Origin of the sequence: Maribacter spongiicola (assembly GCF_004364165.1) — a bacterium.
Taxonomy (GTDB): domain Bacteria; phylum Bacteroidota; class Bacteroidia; order Flavobacteriales; family Flavobacteriaceae; genus Maribacter; species Maribacter spongiicola.
Genome location: NZ_SOAY01000012.1, coordinates 139,976 through 159,102 on the forward strand (window position 1 = coordinate 139,976; position 19,127 = coordinate 159,102).

General features: G+C 34.5%; 22 protein-coding genes and 1 tRNA gene. 10 read left to right on the forward strand and 13 right to left on the reverse strand.

Annotated elements, in window-relative coordinates:
• Positions 1-23 precede the first annotated feature (23 nt).
• Positions 24-896: a cation diffusion facilitator family transporter gene (locus tag CLV90_RS13800; protein WP_133688098.1), complete on the forward strand. Its 873-nt coding sequence runs from the start codon at positions 24-26 to the stop codon at positions 894-896.
• Positions 897-926: 30 nt separating this feature from the next.
• On the opposite strand, the gene CLV90_RS13805 is transcribed toward CLV90_RS13800, so the two are convergent.
• The 5 genes from CLV90_RS13805 to hisC all read right to left on the reverse strand — a co-directional run bounded on the left by CLV90_RS13805 (position 927) and on the right by hisC (position 6,705).
• Entirely contained in the window at positions 927-1,817 is an 891-nt protein-coding gene (locus CLV90_RS13805; RefSeq protein ID WP_133688099.1) for a flavin reductase family protein, read from the reverse strand.
• A 29-nt stretch (positions 1,818-1,846) separates the two neighbouring features.
• Complete coding sequence (fahA, locus tag CLV90_RS13810) at positions 1,847-3,082, reverse strand: fumarylacetoacetase (RefSeq protein ID WP_243835441.1); 1,236 nt, start codon at positions 3,080-3,082, stop codon at positions 1,847-1,849.
• A 12-nt stretch (positions 3,083-3,094) separates the two neighbouring features.
• Positions 3,095-4,255: a homogentisate 1,2-dioxygenase gene (locus tag CLV90_RS13815; RefSeq protein WP_133688100.1), complete on the reverse strand. Its 1,161-nt coding sequence runs from the start codon at positions 4,253-4,255 to the stop codon at positions 3,095-3,097.
• A 152-nt stretch (positions 4,256-4,407) separates the two neighbouring features.
• Complete coding sequence (gene hppD / locus CLV90_RS13820; RefSeq protein ID WP_133688101.1) at positions 4,408-5,538, reverse strand: 4-hydroxyphenylpyruvate dioxygenase; 1,131 nt, start codon at positions 5,536-5,538, stop codon at positions 4,408-4,410.
• A gap of 60 nt (positions 5,539-5,598) precedes the next feature.
• Entirely contained in the window at positions 5,599-6,705 is a 1,107-nt protein-coding gene (hisC, locus tag CLV90_RS13825; protein ID WP_133688102.1) for a histidinol-phosphate transaminase, read from the reverse strand.
• A gap of 119 nt (positions 6,706-6,824) precedes the next feature.
• Here hisC and CLV90_RS13830 point away from each other — a divergent pair, with 119 nt between their 5' ends.
• From CLV90_RS13830 to CLV90_RS13840, 3 genes are all read left to right on the forward strand, one after another.
• On the forward strand, positions 6,825-7,271 hold the full coding sequence (locus CLV90_RS13830; RefSeq protein WP_133688103.1) for a MarR family winged helix-turn-helix transcriptional regulator: 447 nt from the start codon (positions 6,825-6,827) through the stop codon (positions 7,269-7,271).
• A gap of 104 nt (positions 7,272-7,375) precedes the next feature.
• Positions 7,376-7,449, forward strand: a tRNA-Arg gene (locus tag CLV90_RS13835).
• A gap of 135 nt (positions 7,450-7,584) precedes the next feature.
• The gene (locus tag CLV90_RS13840; protein WP_133688104.1) at positions 7,585-8,016 is read left to right on the forward strand and encodes a BLUF domain-containing protein; all 432 of its coding nucleotides are present in this window, start codon (positions 7,585-7,587) and stop codon (positions 8,014-8,016) included.
• 56 nt (positions 8,017-8,072) lie between these two features.
• Here CLV90_RS13840 and CLV90_RS13845 read toward each other — a convergent pair whose 3' ends face one another.
• Positions 8,073-8,615, reverse strand: a complete 543-nt coding sequence (locus tag CLV90_RS13845; protein ID WP_243835443.1) for a hypothetical protein — start codon at positions 8,613-8,615, stop codon at positions 8,073-8,075.
• Between the two features lie 28 nt (positions 8,616-8,643).
• On the reverse strand, positions 8,644-9,117 hold the full coding sequence (locus tag CLV90_RS13850) for a DUF6789 family protein (protein WP_133688105.1): 474 nt from the start codon (positions 9,115-9,117) through the stop codon (positions 8,644-8,646).
• A 180-nt stretch (positions 9,118-9,297) separates the two neighbouring features.
• On the opposite strand from CLV90_RS13850, the gene CLV90_RS13855 reads away from it, so the two are divergent.
• From CLV90_RS13855 to CLV90_RS13880, 6 genes are all read left to right on the forward strand, one after another.
• Positions 9,298-9,552, forward strand: coding sequence for a SemiSWEET family sugar transporter (locus CLV90_RS13855; protein ID WP_243835445.1), 255 nt, complete (start codon positions 9,298-9,300; stop codon positions 9,550-9,552).
• A 112-nt stretch (positions 9,553-9,664) separates the two neighbouring features.
• Positions 9,665-10,186, forward strand: coding sequence for a DUF421 domain-containing protein (locus tag CLV90_RS13860; RefSeq protein WP_133688107.1), 522 nt, complete (start codon positions 9,665-9,667; stop codon positions 10,184-10,186).
• 254 nt (positions 10,187-10,440) lie between these two features.
• The gene (locus tag CLV90_RS13865) at positions 10,441-10,683 is read left to right on the forward strand and encodes a four-helix bundle copper-binding protein (RefSeq protein WP_243835446.1); all 243 of its coding nucleotides are present in this window, start codon (positions 10,441-10,443) and stop codon (positions 10,681-10,683) included.
• A 24-nt stretch (positions 10,684-10,707) separates the two neighbouring features.
• Entirely contained in the window at positions 10,708-11,565 is an 858-nt protein-coding gene (locus CLV90_RS13870) for an SDR family oxidoreductase (RefSeq protein ID WP_133688109.1), read from the forward strand.
• Positions 11,566-11,580: 15 nt separating this feature from the next.
• A complete protein-coding gene (locus CLV90_RS13875; RefSeq protein WP_133688110.1) occupies positions 11,581-12,021 on the forward strand; it encodes a response regulator in 441 nt (146 codons plus the stop codon).
• A gap of 184 nt (positions 12,022-12,205) precedes the next feature.
• The gene (locus CLV90_RS13880) at positions 12,206-12,643 is read left to right on the forward strand and encodes a response regulator (RefSeq protein WP_133688111.1); all 438 of its coding nucleotides are present in this window, start codon (positions 12,206-12,208) and stop codon (positions 12,641-12,643) included.
• 171 nt (positions 12,644-12,814) lie between these two features.
• Here CLV90_RS13880 and CLV90_RS13885 read toward each other — a convergent pair whose 3' ends face one another.
• The 6 genes from CLV90_RS13885 to CLV90_RS13905 all read right to left on the reverse strand — a co-directional run bounded on the left by CLV90_RS13885 (position 12,815) and on the right by CLV90_RS13905 (position 19,122).
• Positions 12,815-13,807: a helix-turn-helix transcriptional regulator gene (locus tag CLV90_RS13885; protein WP_133688112.1), complete on the reverse strand. Its 993-nt coding sequence runs from the start codon at positions 13,805-13,807 to the stop codon at positions 12,815-12,817.
• Complete coding sequence (locus CLV90_RS19315; RefSeq protein ID WP_166638592.1) at positions 13,798-13,959, reverse strand: hypothetical protein; 162 nt, start codon at positions 13,957-13,959, stop codon at positions 13,798-13,800. The genes CLV90_RS13885 and CLV90_RS19315 overlap by 10 nt, the downstream gene beginning before the upstream one ends.
• Before the next feature lie 118 nt (positions 13,960-14,077).
• Entirely contained in the window at positions 14,078-16,009 is a 1,932-nt protein-coding gene (locus tag CLV90_RS13890) for a sensor histidine kinase (protein WP_133688113.1), read from the reverse strand.
• 130 nt (positions 16,010-16,139) lie between these two features.
• Positions 16,140-16,580: a response regulator gene (locus CLV90_RS13895; RefSeq protein ID WP_133688114.1), complete on the reverse strand. Its 441-nt coding sequence runs from the start codon at positions 16,578-16,580 to the stop codon at positions 16,140-16,142.
• A gap of 37 nt (positions 16,581-16,617) precedes the next feature.
• Positions 16,618-17,118, reverse strand: coding sequence for a helix-turn-helix domain-containing protein (locus tag CLV90_RS13900; protein ID WP_166638593.1), 501 nt, complete (start codon positions 17,116-17,118; stop codon positions 16,618-16,620).
• 207 nt (positions 17,119-17,325) lie between these two features.
• Positions 17,326-19,122, reverse strand: a complete 1,797-nt coding sequence (locus CLV90_RS13905) for an alpha-amylase family glycosyl hydrolase (protein WP_133688116.1) — start codon at positions 19,120-19,122, stop codon at positions 17,326-17,328.
• Between the last annotated feature and the right edge of the window lie 5 nt (positions 19,123-19,127).

Below are 19,127 nucleotides of genomic sequence, written 5' to 3' on the forward strand. Positions count from 1 at the left end.
CTCAAGACTACTACCTTTGTATTATGAGTATTGAGCAAACAGCTATAAAGACCACATATTTCAGCATCATAGGTAATATATGCCTGGCTTTGATTAAAGGTCTTGCAGGTTTTTTTGGCAATTCTTATGCATTAATTGCCGATGCTATTGAATCTACCACAGATATTTTTTCTTCTATCCTGGTTCTTTTAGGTTTTAAATATGCAGAAAGACCGGCAGATGAAAACCACCCATATGGACACGGAAAAATAGAACCTATCATTACATTCTTAGTTGTCGCTTTTTTGGTGATTTCTGCTACTGTTATCGCTTATGAAAGTATTGAGAACATACAGACTCCGCATAAAGTTCCAAAAGCATGGACATTAATTGTTCTGGGATTAATAATTGTATGGAAAGAAATATCGTACCGCATTGTTATCAAAAAAAGTGAAGAGACACAAAGCACCTCTTTAAAAGCAGATGCTTGGCACCATAGAAGTGATGCTATGACTTCTATAATGGCATTTATTGGTATTTCTATTGCTGTAATACTGGGCAAAGGTTATGAAACGGCAGATGATTGGGCCGCCCTTATGGCATCGGGCTTTATTCTTTATAACAGTTACTTAATTCTAAGACCTGCTTTAGGAGAAATAATGGACGAGCAACGTTATGACGACCTCTTGGAAGACATACGTATTAAGTCATTAGAAGTGCCAGGAATTACTGGAACCGAAAAATGTTTTATTCGCAAAGCGGGGATGAAGTTTCATGTGGACTTACATGCCATGGTCGATGGTAATATTACTGTAACTGAAGGGCATGATATTGCCCACTTGTTACAAGATCATCTAAATACCAAAATTCCGAATCTAGAACATGTGCTGATTCATATTGAACCTGATCATCTTTAGTTTGGAATAAACTTATTCCCTGGTAAGTTATTACAAATGTAATAATGCCAAAGCATCTTCCGTATTGCCCTCTGTTAGCCACTTTTGGGCAAGAGTATGAATTTCAGAAGTATTTTTCAAACCACCCACTATTGATTTTACATCAGGATGTTCTGAAATCTTTTCGATAGCTTCTTTCGTTGGCAATTCTTCTAAATTACCTAGTCTCCCTAAATTATTACCCGTTAAAACCGAGCTATTACGAACAGCTTCGGGTAGCATATCTACTCCTATGCCTTGGGTACGTATTGGTTTCGGTATTTCGAATAAAGCATCGCCGTTGGCTCTGCAATACCAATTACCACCCATACGAGCGACTAAATCTAACTTCGGGGTATCTAGATTTCCGTCGGCATCTAAAAAGGCTTTTTTCACATGTATCTGAACAACTTTGGCAAGTACTAAATTACCTGCTCCTGGTCCGTCACCCAATGCTATTACTTGATCTACCACACACTCAAATGCTACAGGCGCCTCGCCTACTCTTGGCGGTTTCACCTTATCACTTGGTACTTGTGTGAATCCTGCTTTTACAAACTCATTTACTCTATCACCATACTCGGTACTTGACAATGACATTTGCTCAACCATGTCATAATTCACGATATTAATTACCGTTTCTTTTACTTCCAAAACATTATCTAAGGTATGCTTGGTGGTATTATCTCTACCTCTTCTAGAAGGTGAAAATATCATCATTGGCGGATTTACACTGAAGAGATTAAAATAGCTAAACGGACTCAAATTAACATTGCCATCTTTATCGATGGTACTAGCAAAACAAATGGGTCTCGGTGCTACGGCAGATAATAAATACCCATGTAATTCCTGTTGAGAAATACTATTTGGATCTATAGAATTAATTTCTTCGTTATTTGACATGCTATAAACTTCTAATGTGAATTGTATTTTTATTTACTTGGTAAAATGGTTCCGGTTACTTCACCGAACCCTACTCTCTTACCCTCTTTTTCTGCGAAACCTCGCATAGTTACGGTATCATTATCTTCTATAAAAGTACGTTTGCTTCCGTCTTTTAATTCGAACGGTTTTTTGCCGCCCCAAGAGATTTCCAACAACGAGCCGTAAGAACTTTCATCTTTACCTGATATCGTTCCAGACGCCATAACATCACCAACATTTATATTGCATCCGTTTACGGTATGGTGCGCCAACTGCTGCATCATATTCCAATACATGTATTTGAAGTTAGATTTGCTAATGGTGGATTCTTCCGAAGTTGACGAAGACATACCGACCTCTAACTGAATATCATAATTCTTTTCTCCTTTATACTCTAAATACGGCAGGACTTCTAGAGTTTGCTCCGGACCTTGAACTTTAAATGGTTCTAAGGCTTCTAAAGTGACAATCCAAGGAGACATGGACGACGCAAAGCTTTTCCCTAAAAACGGACCTAAAGGCACATATTCCCACTTCTGAATGTCTCTGGCTGACCAGTCATTGAATAATACCAATCCGAAAATATGTTCGGCAGCTTCTTTTGTAGAAACGCGTTCGCCCAATTCGGTACTTTTACCCACTACAAAGCCCATTTCCAATTCAAAATCTAGATTACCTGAAGCTTTAAAAACCGGAACTTCCATTTCATTGGTTTTCACTTGACCCATAGGTCTGTGAATATTAGTACCGCTCACCACAATCGACGATGCACGACCATGATAACCTACCGGAATATGCCTCCAATTTGGCAACAGGGCATTCTCTGGATCTCGGAACATTTTACCCACATTGGTAGCATGTTCTATACTTGAATAGAAATCGGTATAATCACCAACATGAACAGGCAAATGCATTTTAGCATCTTGCTGCGACACAAAAACTTCTGGATGATTTTTTAGTGGTGAATTCTCAGATATCAACAACTTCTGTATATCTAATCGAACTTTATTCGTGATTTTCTTTCCTAATGCAATAAACTCATTTAAGGTTTTCTGCCGAAAATAAGAAGCACTGACCTCTAATAAACCTAATTCTGAAACAGCTGCCAAATCAACTATTTTCTCACCAATAGCAATACCTGCTTTTGGAGCTTCACCGTTTACAGAGAAGATTCCGATAGGGAGATTATAGATAGAAAAATCTGAATTTTTGGGTACTGAAACCCAAGTTTTTAGTGTTATCAAGTACTTGTTTTTTTATTTATTCAACCACGATTTGTAATAATCTCCGTCGTCTAATTTTAAGGCATTTTCGGTTACCATTAATGGCTTGAACGTATCTATCATAACCGCTAGTTCTTCTGAACCTTTTTGACCTATACTACGCTCCGCTGCCCCTGGGTGCGGACCATGAGGTATTCCTGCGGGATGCAAGGATATGTTACCTGGCTGTACTCCGTTTCTGCTCATAAAATCTCCGTCAACATAATACAGCATTTCATCAGAATCTATATTTGAATGATTGTATGGTGCAGGTATGGACAGTGGATGATAATCGTATAACCTTGGTACAAACGAGCAAATTACAAAGGCATTCGTCTCAAATGTTTGGTGTACTGGTGGCGGTTGGTGAACTCTACCGGTAATGGGTTCAAAATTGTGAATTGAGAATCCGTACGGGAAATTATAACCATCCCAACCTACAACATCAAAAGGATGCCCAATGTAGACCATTTCATGCATGACACCTTGCTTTTTCACTTTGATCAAGTGCTCATCGGTATCGGTAAAAGTTTCTAGATTCTGAGGTAGTTTATAATCGCGCTCACAAAACGGAGAATGTTCTAATAACTGTCCGAACCAATTACGATATCTCTTCGGAGTATAAATAGGAGAAAATGATTCTGCATACAGAATACGATTGTCTTCACTATCAAAATCTATCTGATAAATCGTTCCTCTGGGAATTATTAAATAATCGCCGTACTCAAACGGAATCTGACCAAAAATAGTTCTTAAGACACCTGTACCTTTATGTATGAACAACATTTCATCGGCATCGGTATTCTTGTAAAAATATTCTCGTAACGATTTTCGTGGCGCCGCTACCCCGATAATAATATCGCTATTCACCAAAAGTGGTTCACGAGCTTCTAAGAAATCATCTTTTGCGGGAGCATTAAAACTCACTAATTTCAACGAACGAATGTTTTTCTCTAAAGCAATTTTCGGAGAAACATCGGTACTCTTCAATATCTCTTTGACCATTGTTGGTCTATTATGATGATATAATAGAGAAGACATGCCATCAAAGCCAATGGTACCGAACAATTGTTCTGAATACAATTCACCATTTGGTTTTCTAAACTGCGTGTGCCTTTTAGGTGGCACCGCTCCTTGTTTATGATATATAGGCATATGAGTTTGTTTTAGTTAATGATCGAGATTATATACTTTGAGATTTGCCTCGAAATATTAGAAATAAATACCTCAAGAACTAGCCTCGAGGTATTTATAATTACTTCCTTTAAAAATAATCTATTTTAAGATTCTCCAGAAATTTGTTGAACCTATAAAGTCCCTCTTAATTCTTGTTCACGCTCAATAGCTTCAAATAATGCTTTGAAATTTCCTTTTCCAAACGAAGTAGCCCCTTTTCTCTGAATAATTTCAAAAAACATTGTTGGTCTTGCTTGAACAGTTTTCGTGAAAATCTGAAGTAAATACCCTTCATCATCACGATCCACCAAAATACCAAGTTTTCTTAGCGATTCGATATCTTCATCAATTTCACCAACTCTTTCTGTCAATACATCATAATATGTAGTTGGTATGTTCAAAAACTCTACCCCTCTACTTTTCAAATCTGAAACCGTTTTTACGATATCATCTGTAGCAACTGCAATATGCTGCACCCCTTCACCTTCGTAAAATTCTAAGTACTCATCTACTTGGGACTTTTTCATACCTGGTGCCGGCTCGTTAATCGGAAACTTAATACGACCGTTACCATTACTCATTACCTTACTCATTAATGCCGTAAAATCTGTAGAGATATCTTTATCATCAAAAGACATAATTTGCTTGAAGCCCATAACATTGGCATAAAAATCTACCCAATAGTTCATTTGACCTTCATGTACATTACCTACCATGTGATCTACAAATTTTATTCCTGTAGATGTTGGCTGGTAATCACTTTCCCATTTTTGGTAACCTGGTAAAAATGTACCGTTATAATCTTTACGCTCTACAAAAACGTGAACTACCTCACCGTAAGAATAGATACCGGAAGTAACTACTTTACCGTGTTCATCTTTTTCTGTTTTAGGTTCCATATAACTTTTGGCTCCTCTTTTCATCGCTTCATTGTAAGCATATGTAGCATCATCTACCCACAGCGCAGTAACTTTAACTCCGTCACCATGCTTGTCAATATGTCTACCCACATCAGTACCACTTCTTAGTGGAGAAGTCAATACCAACCTTATTTTGTCTTGTTCTAATACGTAAGACTCATATTCTCTGCTACCTGTTTCTAGACCTTTATACGCTAAAGATTTAAAGCCGAATGCAGTTTTGTAATAATGTGCCGCTTGCTTAGAATTACTTACGTACAGCTCTAAATAATCTGTACCGTTAATAGGCATAAAATCTTGCGCCTCTTTGTGTTTGTTTTCTGCTTTTGTTGCTGTTGACATATTGTTGAGTTTTATTTTTGTTATATTAATCGTTGCTTCTGCAACATATAGTTGAAAAAATTATGCTGTGGTCGTTTTGGTTTTCATGAGTACTTCTAAAGCTGCCAAGAGAGCTTTGTTCGCCTCTCTTAACCCGAATGAAATTCTCACTTTACCTGGCGCTCCAAAAACACCTACGGGTCTCACCATAATACCACGTTGTTCCAAAAACGCAGTAAATTCCATATCATTGATTGGTGGATCTATTAATACAAAATTACCTTGTGAAGGCCAGTATTTTATTTGTAAAGCATCAAGTCCGTTCAAAACAAACTTTCTTTCTTCCTTTAACAATGCTACCGTTTTATTTACAAAATCTACATCTTCGAGTGCTGCAATCGCCCCTTCTAATGCTAAAGAAGACAGTAAAAATGGCTTGCATATTTTACGCATGTAATTACTGATTTCTACAGGTGCATAGCAATACCCTACGCGCAGGCCTGCCAAACCATACGTCTTGGAAAAACTATTAATGGCAATTACATTTTTACCTTCTACTACAAAAGGAACGCCTGATGTATAATCTTCAGCTTCGGCAAAATGTCTGTATACTTCATCTAACACCAGAATAACATGCTTTGGTAACTTATCTATAAAGTTCCTCAAGTCTGCCATAGGAATATAATTTCCTGATGGGTTGTTAGGCGATGCCAGAAAAACCAACTTCGTTCTATCTGTAATTGCTTTTGAAATACCTTCTAAATTGTAATCGTAATTATCGGTCATGGGTACATTGATCGCCTTGGCCCCCATCCAACGGGTAAATGCGGTGTACGGAAGAAAACATGGTTGACTCACAATTACTTCGTCATTCTCACTTAAAAATGCTTTTGAAATCATATCTATAATTTCTGAACCACTATTTGCGGTTATGAAATTATCTGCAGTTAAGACTCCGTCAAAATCCTTCACCAAGGCATCACGTAATCTACTATCTGTATTATCTGGGTAGTAACTTAAATCATCAAGGGTTTTTGATAAAGCTTCTTTCACTTTTGGCGAATACCCTAACGGATTTTCGTTCGACGAAAGCTTGTGCACCGTAATGCCATCGGGCATAACAATTTTCTTACCTCCACCTTTATAGGTACTATCTTCTAAAATATAGTTCTTGAAAGCTAATTGCATATATCTTGTTCTTTAAGCATTTTTTCAGTAGTAAAAATACACTTTTTTTTGAATATTGTTGCACTAACAACAATATTAACGATAAACTCCGTTACTTTTGGAGGAATAACATTTGGATTATGGATAGGACGGAAGGCTTCGGAGTATATATTGACCGTACACTTAAAAAGGTTCAAAGCACCTTTTTACAGGTATTTGCAGAGAACAATATTGATTTGACGATTGAGCAATGGGTAATTTTACAACGCGTACATTTAGAAGGCAAAGATGCTTCTCAAGCAGATATTGCCAAATCTAACTTCAGAAACAGGGCTACAACTTCTCGAGTTATTAGCGGACTTTGCAAAAAAGGGCTGTTAAGAAAGTCTAGATTCAGAGATGATCAAAAAAGGTATAAATTGGTGATTACAGATGAAGGTTCTGCATTAATCACCCAGGTAATGCCATTTATTAAAGATTTACGAAAAGTTAGTACACTGGGTATCACCGAAGAAGAGTTCGAAATTTTCTATAAAGTTCTTGATCAACTATGGGAAAATTTTGATCAATACGAAGGTCGTTCATAGCGGTATTATAGTACAAAAAAGAAATAATGAAAATTTTGTTGATTTTGGTTTTACCAGTCTATAAAAATCACTAAGTTTGCACCCACATTTGAAAAAATGGTGTCGGTCGCATAGCTCAGCTGGATAGAGCATCTGCCTTCTAAGCAGACGGTCGGAGGTTCGAATCCTCCTGCGATCACTCAAAAGCCCCTTTTAGGGGCTTTTTTGTTTTATAACATTTGCTACAATCTGAATCTATTCACTTTTTCAAAAAGTCTTTTTCATTATTTGACATTTTTATTATTTTTGCCCTTTAAGACCAATTTCATTTTAGATGTATACATTGACTTATGAATCTGTTGCCACCAATAAAATTAAGGGGCCAGAGATGGAAGAATTACTTGAAAAGGCTCGTGCAAACAATCAACGTGATGATATTACAGGTTGCTTAATTTATTATAAGGGTCGCTTTGTTCAGCTTCTAGAAGGTAATAAAGAGAAAATAGAAGTCCTTTACCAAAAGATCCAACTTGATCCTCGCCATAAGAATGTCACTATTTTCTCAAATGATGAAACAAGTAAAAGAACATTCCCGAATTGGGGTATGGCCTACTATCCCATCGACGAGGACAATACAAACAAATACGAGTACGAGCAATTTAAAAGAAATCTAATTTTGATGGCCGATCTCATAGAGCCTACCAATGTAACTTCAAAACACTTTTGGAAGAAGATTAAATCTATGGTGGCAGAGCCGCCGTTATAACCATTAGTTATAATTATCTTTCTTGCTATTGGTCAAATTAAAGAACTATGTATTATTTAATTGTCCGCCCCATCTTCTTCACTCTTAATTAAAGGGTGATCGGTGATACCCAAACCTATAATTTTAATAATATTGATTATAGTATTATATAACATTAGCACTACAACTATTAAAGCTGAACTAAGTATTGCACTTACACCAATAGTAACGTAATAGATGGCATCAAAATAATTTTCTGGAATGTTTTCACTTTCGGTAACTGGTAAATTAAATACCAAGAAAAATAAAAGTGATGCAATGAATATTGCCGTATCTAATTTCGCTATTTGCATGATATGCATATAGTGATCATTTTTCAATTTAGAGTTGGTACCAGAACTTACACCTAACAAAGTTAGCATTAAAGCTAAAATGGTAGCTGATGCCAATACAATGGTGTTACATAGCGTATTTAAACCTGTTAGACTTGATTTTATTAAGACCTTAGCTTCATAACCGCTTAAATTACCAAGCATTAATGTGCCTAATCCTATAAAGCCCAAAGAAATAAATCCTCCTATAATTGCTCGTTTTGTATAATTTGATATTTTCAATTTCATAAACCTAATTCTATCTCTTATCTAAAATTTATACATAAAGGTTAAATGCGAATTTTGCCAATACCCAAGTTATAGTTACTCCAAAAATCATATGCGCAAAGATTAGTTGTACAAAAAATAATTTCCATTTTATGTCTGGCGGGTTTGAATGAGCACTGATCATTATTGACCAACCGGTCACACCTATTATACCCAAAATAAAGCCTAAGAATACACCTGTCCAGATGAGGACATTATCCGCCATATAAAAATAATAGCAGTAGAGAAACACCGCCATACATACACCTATCATAAAATGAAGGAACCAACCTAAGTAGTGATTTTTACCAATTTTTGAAGTGGTCTTTTTTGATCGATTGATAAATTCATTTAATAAATGCGCCTCATTAAACTTATGATCGGTAAGTAATTCTACAATATGACTAAAGCCCGTCATAACCGTAGTACCTAGAATACCAGAAATAAATATTGCCATAAATGCCATAGCTATACCGTTAAACAATTAGTTATTTGGAAATTAAATAATTTTTTGCATAAAAAAACAGCAGAAATCTATTGAACAAATAAAAGATTTAATCGAATCACTATTTAAAATTCAACCCAGCTAAATTCAATTTTAATAGTGGCATATAATGCTACAATTTTAATATTTAACAGTAATTATTAAAAACCAGCTATGCGTATGGAAGAGCTTATTGGTATACTTGCCGGAATTTTCACAACTATAGCAGCAGTACCTCAAATATATAGAGCTTGGAAAACAAAAAAAATTGAAGATGTCTCGCCTAAAATGTTTTTGATACTTACTATTGGTGTTTTATTATGGACAGTTTATGGCATAATGAAGAAAGATGTTCCAATTATTCTTACCAACGGCATTTCAACACTATTGAATTCCACTATGCTCTTCCTCATTTTGAAATTTAGAAAGAAATAGAATGTAACGTCTAATCATTATGAATCGCTTGATAGATGAATTCAAATGATTATCTAAAATTCTATATTATTCATTTATAACATTTACCATCATAATCTTAGAACCAATTATCATGAAAGAACTATTTAACACATCATGGCATACTGCCCTAATCATTTTATGTAGCACAATAGGTATTTACATTGCCGTAATTTTATTTACAAGAATAAGCGGAAAACGAAGTTTCTCGAAAATGTCGAGTTTTGATTTTGCCATGACTGTTGCTGTCGGCTCAATAATAGCAAGTACCATATTATCATCTTCGGTAAAAATGATCGAAGGTATAATAGGTTTGGCACTAGTTTATATTCTACAAATAGGTATAGCCTTAGCACGTAGAAATAAAACCTTCCAAAATATTGTTGACAATTCCCCATTATTATTGATGGATGGAAATGAAATTATCTCGGCTAATTTATTAAAAGCCAGAGTTACCGAAGGCGATTTGCGCTCTAAACTTAGAGAAGCGAACGTTACCGAATTAAGTCAAATAAAAGCTGTTATTTTCGAAACTACCGGTGATATTTCAGTGTTACATAAAGATGATGATTCACCACTAGATTTATGGATTATGAAAGATGTAAAAAGAGCATAACTTTATACCATTTTAATTACACATCTTTCAGTTTGCAATGCTGCTCTTTACTGTGCTTTTTTAATACTATTATTTCCCCTTTAGCTATAACGCAAAACTTCTAATTAAAAGAGCAAATAAATTTTGGGTTCGAATTTTAATTTTAACAAACAAATTATTTCGTTGTAAAATTTAATGCTATGAATTCAAAATATCAAAGTTGTATAGAAGCCTGCCAAAAATGTTTTATTGATTGCCAAAATTGTATGGTACAAATGGCAGGATTAGAGAGTATGAACGATTGCCCAAAATGCTGCATGCAATGTGTAGATGCATGCTTAAATACGATAAAATTATTAATTGCAGATAGTCCTTTCTCTTCCAAACAGGCGGCACTATGCGCTGAAGTTTGCGAATGGTGCGCAGAACAATGCCAACAACATGATCACGAACATTGTAAAGTTTGTGCAGAGTCTTGCTTGGCATGTGCGAAAGAGTGTAGAAAACTGGCAGCATAAGTAGTAACTATAAATAATTAGAACATGGAAAATATAACTATAGATAAAAATCAAGAACAAGCAAAACAACCGGGTAAGGAATTTAAAATGAACCCTGAACCGTTAACTATACGTAAAAACTACAAAGGCAGTGATAAGCTAAAAAGCAAAGTTGTACTGCTTACCGGTGGAGATAGCGGCATAGGTAAAAGTGTAGCCGTACATTTTGCAAGAGAAGGTGCAATGGTCTCAATAATATATTTAAATGAAGAAAAGGACGCTTTGAAAACAAAGTCTGAAGTTGAAAACGAAGGCGGTCAATGCCTCTTGATTAAAGGTGATGTTAAAGATGAACAATTTTGCAAAAAAGCAATTGACGAAACCATCTCAAAATTCGGTTTTCTAAATTGTATTGTCAACAATGCGGCAATGCAGTTTCCTACAGAGCATATTGAAGATATTAAAACAGAAAATCTCCACACTACTTTTGAAACCAACATCTACCCATACTTTTATATTGTAAAAGCAGCTATGAAGCACCTAAAAGAAGGTGATACGATTATAAACACCACTTCTGTTACCGCCTATAGAGGCTCTGAACATCTTATTGATTATGCCAGCACAAAAGGTGCCATTGTTTCGTTTACCAGAAGCTTATCAAAATCGCTGGCAAAAAAAGGTATCCGTGTAAATGCCGTAGCTCCAGGACCAATTTGGACTCCATTAATACCCGCTACTTTTGAAGGTGAAGATTTAGAAAAATTTGGAAAAGATGTTCCGATGGGAAGAGCAGGACAACCTGCTGAAGTTGGTCCCGCATATGTTTATTTGGCAAGTGAAGACAGTAGTTATATGACAGGGCAAGTACTTCATATTAATGGTGGAGAGGTCATTGGAGGATAATTAAATTATAAAACAATGATTGTAGATGATGTATTCCATTTATTTATGGCTGAAGACGATTTAGATGATCAGCAAATTTTTAGAGAGGCAATAGCGAGTATAGAAGGGAACCTAAAAATTACCATGTTTTCAAATGGCATGGATTTATTGGAAACTCTTAGAACAAACCCCAATACCCCTGATGTTATTTTTCTAGATCTCTTTATGCCCAAATTAAATGGTGAACAAACCTTGGAAATGATTAGATCAATGAATCATTTAGATGAGACTCCTATTGTCATTTTTTCCAATGAGTACAATATTAATCGTATCTCTGAACTATTCGAGAACGGTGCCAATAGGTATCTTCATAAACCAAATTCATTCAACACACTAGTAAATGCGCTAAAAAGAACCATTGTATCTATTAAAAACAACACTTTAGGTGGCACAGCTATAATAAAGTACGTTGAATAGTAGTTTTACCATACCGTTCAACACTAATTGCAAAAATTTATTATGGTATTGAGCTATTTTTTAAACCAATCGAATTAGAGAATAAAGTCTTTAAGTTTTATCTTGCTGTTGGATTTTGATTATTATTTTTAATTAAAATTTTCGTGAACAAAATATCTTTTAGCGTTTTAAATTATTAATTGCCATGAGCAAAACTTTACTAAATGTCTACCTAGCAGATGATGATAGCGACGACAGAACTTTCTTTTCTGATGCATTACGCGAAATTCCAATACAAACTAAAATTTCTGAGTTTAATAATGGTGTAGATTTAATGGCAGAATTGTTATCAAATACAGCAGAAAAACCTGATGTAATTTTTCTCGATTTAAAAATGCCCATGATGGACGGGTTCGAATGTTTGGCAGATATCAGAGATTTAGAAAAATATGCCGATACCCCAGTAATTATTTATTCTACCTCTTATCACCCAAAAGAAATTACTCGATTAAATGAAATGGGTGCTTCGTTATATTTACAAAAACCTTCATCATACAATCAGCTTAAGACTCTTTTACATAAATGTTTGCGCTATGTAGAAGATGCCGAGAGAAACGAAAAAGAGTTTGTTATTTCTATTTAAAAGTGACTTTCAAACACTTACTACTATCTTATATAAATTAAATATCCTCCTAACATTTTTATTAGTTGGATTTTTTTTGATTTTCAATCTTTTCTCCAAGATTTATTTCATTAAATAAAACAAAAAAGCCAGCTCAATAGAGCCGGCCTTATCTTCTTTGAATTTATTATTCTATGCTGAAAGCGATACGTTTCTAATATTCATTAGGTATGCTTTTGGAGTACATTTAAATTTATTTCTAAAAATTTTAGAGAAGTAACTTCTGCTTGTAAATCCAATGGAGTAAACTATCTCTGATATGTTCATATCAGATGTTTGAATAAGCTCTTCAGCCAGGACTAATCTTTCATTTCTAATGAAGTTAGTTACTGTAGTACCTTCCATTACTTTAAAGCCTTCTTGAAGCTTAGTTGGTGAAAGACCATATTCTTTACTTAAATCTGTTACAGTATAAGGAAACTCTGGTTTTCTTTTAATCGCATTTACAGCTTCTTCTATTCTTAGAAGCTCTTTTTTAGTTAACATCGTAGAAACTTGACCACTGTTTTCTATATCTTGCTTACAATGTAATATCTCTAACGCCAAAGTAAAGTTTACAATACCTTCAATAAGTAGTTTTCTAACCAAGCCTACTTGTGTAATTGATCTTATTTGAAGTAATTGTTCTTTTATTTTTAAGTTAAAAGTACCTATATGTGCCTCCCCATCTTCATTTAAAAATGACGCGAACAATCGCTCATACAACTCATTATTTGAATTCTTGCTTAATGACTCGCCATCTTGGGTTACTTTAATTATTGATAAGTTAGACTTGGTCGCCTCTCTTAGTTTTATATTGATAGTCTCATTTGAACCACCTATTACAACGGTTTGTAAAGCCTCTACTTTATTAATCTCTTTACCTTGAGAAAATCTGAAACTACCTTCAAGGCAATAAATAAAATACAAACTAGGATTTTCATCCAACTTTAAATCGAAATTAAAATCTTCTTTTAGGTCCATATCATATTCGGTATAAGAAATTCCTGATCCTAATGATACTGTCTGAATTCTACCATTTCCTTTCTCATTGTCATATTGAAGAATACGATCACCTTGAAAGTTTGAAATACTTCCTCCTAAAACACTATTAAAATAACTTAATTGATTATGAACTATTTGCATGATATATTATTTAGTTGGTTATTATTTAATGTAGCCTCTTCAGCATTGAAAGCAGCTGAAAAACTAGAACCACTTTGTTGTGTATTCGCAGTTTGCTGATAGGCATCTTTGTGTCTTATAGTACCTACTCTAGCGTATTGAAGATTTTTCATAAAGTCTACATTTCTTGTTGATACAAAGATGCGACCAATGAGATATAAATGTGTTACATCATTTTAAGAAGCTGTTACACAATTTTAAGAACGCCCAATTTAGAACGAAAATGTGTGATTATAATAAAGTAGGAAGATATACGGTGAACTCAGCACCTTTGTTCAATTCTCCTTTTGCCAAAATAGACCCATTATGTGATTGAACGATTTTTTTACAGATAGACAAGCCTAACCCTGTTCCTGAAAATTCAGTTTTACCATGTAGGCGTTGAAATATTTCAAATATTTTATCTTGATATTTTTTTTCGAATCCTATACCATTATCAATAAACTGTAATTTTACATAGTTGATATTTGGCAACAAATTACCCTCTGACGATTTATTACCCAAAACAACACTACTTAATATTCTTATATTGGGCTGAACCCCTTCTTTTACATATTTAAGTGAATTGCCGATAAGGTTTGCAAACAATTGCTCTAACTGAAATTGAATACCATTGACCACAGGTAAATTTGTTGAATCTACCTTAGCATTTAAATCGTTTATAAGCTCGCCCAAATCTTCTAGTACATTTTTCAACACATCATTTAAATCTACGCGTTTAGGTTGCTCAGCAACCTCATCTACTTTTGAATAAGCTAGAAGATTATTAATAAGACTTCGCATTCTATCTGACGAAGACTTTATCTTATTCAAATAGCCAATAGACCGGTTGCTTAAACGCCCCTGCTCTTCTTCATCTAAGCGGCTAACGAACATTTGAATTTTACGCAAGGGTTCTTGCAAATCATGACTGGCAACACGGTTAAAAGCTTCTAAATCTGCATTAGTTCTTTTTAATTCTGAATTCTTTATTTGCAATTTAGACTCGCCCTCTATTTCTTTGGTTACATCTCTAATGACACCGACCATATACCAATTACCTTCTTTCTGGTAATATTCGCCTATCGTATTCATATATCTCAGCTCGCTAGATTTTGTATAGACACGAAAGACTAGGTCAGATTTTGTTTTATTCTTTTTACCTTCTTTAAAACTAGATTTTACCTTCTCTACATCATTGGGGTGTAAGAATGTCAATAATCTATCATACTTATCATCAAACTCATTAGGATCATAACCGAACAATCTGTAGACATTGTCAGAATATTTAACTTCCTTTTTACTCAAATTCCATCGAAAACTACCAATATTGGCAACACGTTCTGCTTCTGACAATAATCTATTCTGAATAAATAGTTGCTCTTCGTATTTCTTTTCTTGAGTTACATCTTTTGAAAAAAGAATTAAGCCATCGTTCATTTTAATTGCCCTTGTCGTCAACCAAATAACCTCTTCATCAAAAATAAATTCTTTTGTATATTCTTTATTTTCTCCAGATATATAACCATCTGCTAAAATCTCCAGCACTCCATTCTCTAGATTGTTGGGGTAGTACTCCAAAATAGTTTGACCTTCAATTATTGCAGATTCTTCATTGGCAATTTCCCCCATTCGATTATTGATATAATCTATTCGAAAATCTTCAACATCACCTTTATTATTGAAAATAGGTTTCAAATAACAAATTATACTATCATTACTATCTAATACCCGTATACCAAAAAGGCTTGAAATTTCAAGCTCTCGCTTTCTCGATTCTAGGTTACCCAAAGGGAGTTTAGATTCTTTATCGGTAATAAAATCTGGTTTAAGTAAGGTCAAAGCAAATAATAGCCCTGTATGCACTATAGTAATTCTGACATTATAGTTAAAAAGATTGTTATCTTCTTTAACTACAATATTGAAATTTTCTTCAACTCCTGCTTCTAAAACTTTATTGGCTAATATTAAAACTTCATCATATTTTACAATTTCACCTAATGATTTATTCTGGTTAGGATTCAGAGCAATAGAAAAGAAATTTTGCGCTTTTTGGTTCGCATACTTAATTAAATACTCTTTTGAATGCAAAGAATTCGGTACCGGTGACTCGGCATATAGAACAGCAGTGTTGGCATCGTCAACTATTTTTTTAAATAAATTATCTGCTATTGTATTCATCATCGGTTTATACTTTTCATCCTTTTGTTAAGATACTACGAAATAAGTGTATATAATTCAGCTCGGCTAGTGCTAAAACAAAAAAAGTTGTTCCGAATGAAACAACTTTTTTATTATAGCTTTATTTAAGACCTTATATTTTCAATAAAAAATTCTCTTTCTTAAAATCATTTAAATGATATGCCCAGTTCATTTTCACCACTTGTTTCAATGACTTTTTAAGTTCGTTAAAGCTTGAAGGTTTTTTAATGTAGATGTTCGCTCCTTTTTCAAAGGTTTCTTCAATATCTCTTTCTGCAGATGAGGTAGAATAAATAGCTACCAACAAGTCTTTTAAATGAGGTGTCCGTCTTATAGCTTCTAAACATTCGAACCCATTCATAATGGGCATGTTCAAATCTAAAAACACTAAATCGGGAGTATTATCGGTATCGCTCAATAAATACTCCATACAGCTTTTACCATTTTCTAATTGGTGTAAATCTGTATTGAGTTCAATCCCTTCCAATGCATCTGCAAAAAACTGTCTGTCGTCTTCGTCATCGTCAACGAGTAGTATTCTTAATTTATCCATTTTCACTTTTAATGTATTGAAAGAAGAACCGTTCTTCTCACTTTTTTCTAAACTTCATATACTGGGTTATGGTTAACCCGGTAACTTTTTTAAACTGATTCGATAAGTGAGGCACACTGCTAAAATTTAAGTCATGAGCAATCTCACCTAAACTTGTATTCTCTAACAGCACCAAATCCTTCACTTTTTCAATGCGCACTAATATATAAAAATTCTCTATCGAGGTAAACGTTTTACTCGAAAATAGATTAGAAAGATATGGATAACTAAAACCCAATTGATTGGTGAGCAATTCTGAAATTTTTACATCTCTAATATCGCCCTCATAAACCATCTTCTTAATATAAATCTTAATTTCTTCAACGATATCTCGATTCTCTTTTGTTTGAATCTTTATACCATAACCTTCTAGCCGCGATGAAATAATTGCAAATTTTTCTTCACTTAAATCATTTGGCAACTTAATGGTACCGTCTTGCAACATTTCAAAATCAACCCCTACAGCGACCATTGTTTTTCGAAATACTTCATTAACCATTTTTTCAGGGCTATATATGAAACTATATTCCATTCAATACCTCACAATTAGTTTGCTGCATAAATGCTTGTAAAATTATTATTTTAGAAAAACATTATATAACAAAATACAATAAAATATTACCACTTTTAAATCTTAGCTTAAAAAACGGCTTCATTGTAGGTCTAAATCTACTAAAAAAACCGTTTTTAATAATGAATATCAGTTTTACGATTTCGTAAAAATTAATGCACCATAAGCGGGAATATTTATTTTACCCGTCCAGTTTTTCGCATCTGTACTTTTTTCAACTACTTCAACATTATTTACTGTTAATTCTGAGAAATCTTTATCGTAGATTTTACTACCTGCATTTATTCTTAACTCAAATGGTTCATTTTCATTTAAACCAATACCATAGTCTTCATACTCTTGATTACTAAAATTCAAAACTACAAGAACTGGTTCGGTAGGATCATTACCGTCGAAACGGGTATATGCCAATATTTTAGTTTCGTGGTTACTATGTAAAACCTCCACATGTTGACTTCTTAACCCTTTACCGCCTTCAGTTTCTCCGGTTCTCAACTTAATAATATCGCTGATCAAGTTTTCTATACCCTTATGCTTTTTTTCTTTTTCCCAATCTAAAGCTTCAGTATCTTGAAAATACTCATCTTCAATAAACTCTTGCCCTTGAAAAAGCATTGGTATACCTGGCGATGTTAACGTCAACACCATACCCAAAATGGCTCTTTTCTTGGCAAAATCACTTTCTGCATCTCCTGGTTGAATTTCTTCTGGAACCCTGGCTTTACCATTGGCAACCTCATCATGAGATTCGGTATATACAATTCGGCAAAACGCATCATTACTATATTTAAACTCTAATGCATCAATAATTTTCTGCAAATCTCTACTGTCGTCATGGGTATCTTCAATCACCTCTCTCACGGGGTGAACAAAATTCATATCCCATTGAGAACCGTATGCCAGACCATCGTGTTCAACAGCATCGGTAACCCTACTATCACCCTTTAGATCTTCTGCAATGGTCAATACATGCGGATATTTCTCTCTAATCTCTGTATTGATATCGCGCATTAAAACATTGCCTTCTTCAATTTCTGTATCATACCCTAAACCCCCACCTTCGTAGCGTATGTAAGAAGTAGCATCCATTCGTAGACCGTCACAATGGTATTTTTCTATCCACATTAATGCATTGTCACGCAAGTATTTACGTACTTCTTCTCTACCATAATCTGGTCTGGTATCGCCCCACGGAGTGTCGCTTCTATGATCATTGTAGAAATAAATTCCACCTTTTTCATTTTCGCTCCAACCATCGAACTGCCATAAATCTACATCTGAGGGACCGAAATGATTATAAACAACATCCATAATCACCGCGATTCCTCTTTTATGTGCTTCATTGACCAGCTTTGCAAAAGCATCTGGACCACCATAATCTTGTTCTATTGCAAACGGGTGAGCGGGATTATAACCCCAAGATATTCCACCTGCGAACTCAGCCACGGGTAATAATTCTATACAGTTAATTCCTAAGTTTTTTAAATAGTCTAGTTTCTCGATGACATCTTCGAAAGTACCAACAGCATCTGGTGCAGAACGATTAAAAGTACCTACGTGTAGCTCATAAATGACAAGCTCGTTCCAGCTCGGCATTTTAAAATCTTCATCCTCCCAATTGAAATCTAATGTTCTTATTATAGAATTACCGTTGCTATTAGTTACCTCATAGGCGTAAGGGTCATTTCTTGATAAAAGTTTACCGTTATATTCGATAAAGAATTTATATTCATCACCTTCCGATGCTTGATCTGTACTTACAGACCAATATCCATTATTCTCCGCTTCGAGAACAATCTCGTTTTCAGACCAATTATTAAAGCTACCGCCAACGAAGACTTTCACTGCATTTGGAGCCCATACTCTAAAGGTTACAGCGCCATCATTTATGACAGCACCCATACCTGCCGATTTTGTTATTGTAGTATTCATAAATC

Excerpts from the sequence above, each read along its gene's own strand:
- CLV90_RS13895 (WP_133688114.1), bottom strand. The coding sequence starts at position 16,580 with ATGGATAAATTAAGAATACTACTCGTTGACGATGACGAAGACGACAGA.
- CLV90_RS19315 (WP_166638592.1), bottom strand. The coding sequence starts at position 13,959 with ATGAAAAATCTTCAATACGCTAGAGTAGGTACTATAAGACACAAAGAT.
- CLV90_RS13840 (WP_133688104.1), top strand. The coding sequence starts at position 7,585 with ATGTATACATTGACTTATGAATCTGTTGCCACCAATAAAATTAAGGGG.
- CLV90_RS13800 (WP_133688098.1), top strand. The coding sequence starts at position 24 with ATGAGTATTGAGCAAACAGCTATAAAGACCACATATTTCAGCATCATA.
- CLV90_RS13900 (WP_166638593.1), bottom strand. The coding sequence starts at position 17,118 with ATGGTTAATGAAGTATTTCGAAAAACAATGGTCGCTGTAGGGGTTGAT.
- CLV90_RS13855 (WP_243835445.1), top strand. The coding sequence starts at position 9,298 with ATGGAAGAGCTTATTGGTATACTTGCCGGAATTTTCACAACTATAGCA.
- CLV90_RS13845 (WP_243835443.1), bottom strand. The coding sequence starts at position 8,615 with ATGAAATTGAAAATATCAAATTATACAAAACGAGCAATTATAGGAGGA.
- CLV90_RS13805 (WP_133688099.1), bottom strand. The coding sequence starts at position 1,817 with ATGTCAAATAACGAAGAAATTAATTCTATAGATCCAAATAGTATTTCT.
- CLV90_RS13875 (WP_133688110.1), top strand. The coding sequence starts at position 11,581 with ATGATTGTAGATGATGTATTCCATTTATTTATGGCTGAAGACGATTTA.
- CLV90_RS13870 (WP_133688109.1), top strand. The coding sequence starts at position 10,708 with ATGGAAAATATAACTATAGATAAAAATCAAGAACAAGCAAAACAACCG.
- CLV90_RS13830 (WP_133688103.1), top strand. The coding sequence starts at position 6,825 with ATGGATAGGACGGAAGGCTTCGGAGTATATATTGACCGTACACTTAAA.
- CLV90_RS13815 (WP_133688100.1), bottom strand. The coding sequence starts at position 4,255 with ATGCCTATATATCATAAACAAGGAGCGGTGCCACCTAAAAGGCACACG.
- CLV90_RS13860 (WP_133688107.1), top strand. The coding sequence starts at position 9,665 with ATGAAAGAACTATTTAACACATCATGGCATACTGCCCTAATCATTTTA.
- hisC (WP_133688102.1), bottom strand. The coding sequence starts at position 6,705 with ATGCAATTAGCTTTCAAGAACTATATTTTAGAAGATAGTACCTATAAA.
- CLV90_RS13890 (WP_133688113.1), bottom strand. The coding sequence starts at position 16,009 with ATGATGAATACAATAGCAGATAATTTATTTAAAAAAATAGTTGACGAT.
- CLV90_RS13880 (WP_133688111.1), top strand. The coding sequence starts at position 12,206 with ATGAGCAAAACTTTACTAAATGTCTACCTAGCAGATGATGATAGCGAC.
- CLV90_RS13885 (WP_133688112.1), bottom strand. The coding sequence starts at position 13,807 with ATGCAAATAGTTCATAATCAATTAAGTTATTTTAATAGTGTTTTAGGA.
- CLV90_RS13865 (WP_243835446.1), top strand. The coding sequence starts at position 10,441 with ATGGCAGGATTAGAGAGTATGAACGATTGCCCAAAATGCTGCATGCAA.
- hppD (WP_133688101.1), bottom strand. The coding sequence starts at position 5,538 with ATGTCAACAGCAACAAAAGCAGAAAACAAACACAAAGAGGCGCAAGAT.
- CLV90_RS13905 (WP_133688116.1), bottom strand. The coding sequence starts at position 19,122 with ATGAATACTACAATAACAAAATCGGCAGGTATGGGTGCTGTCATAAAT.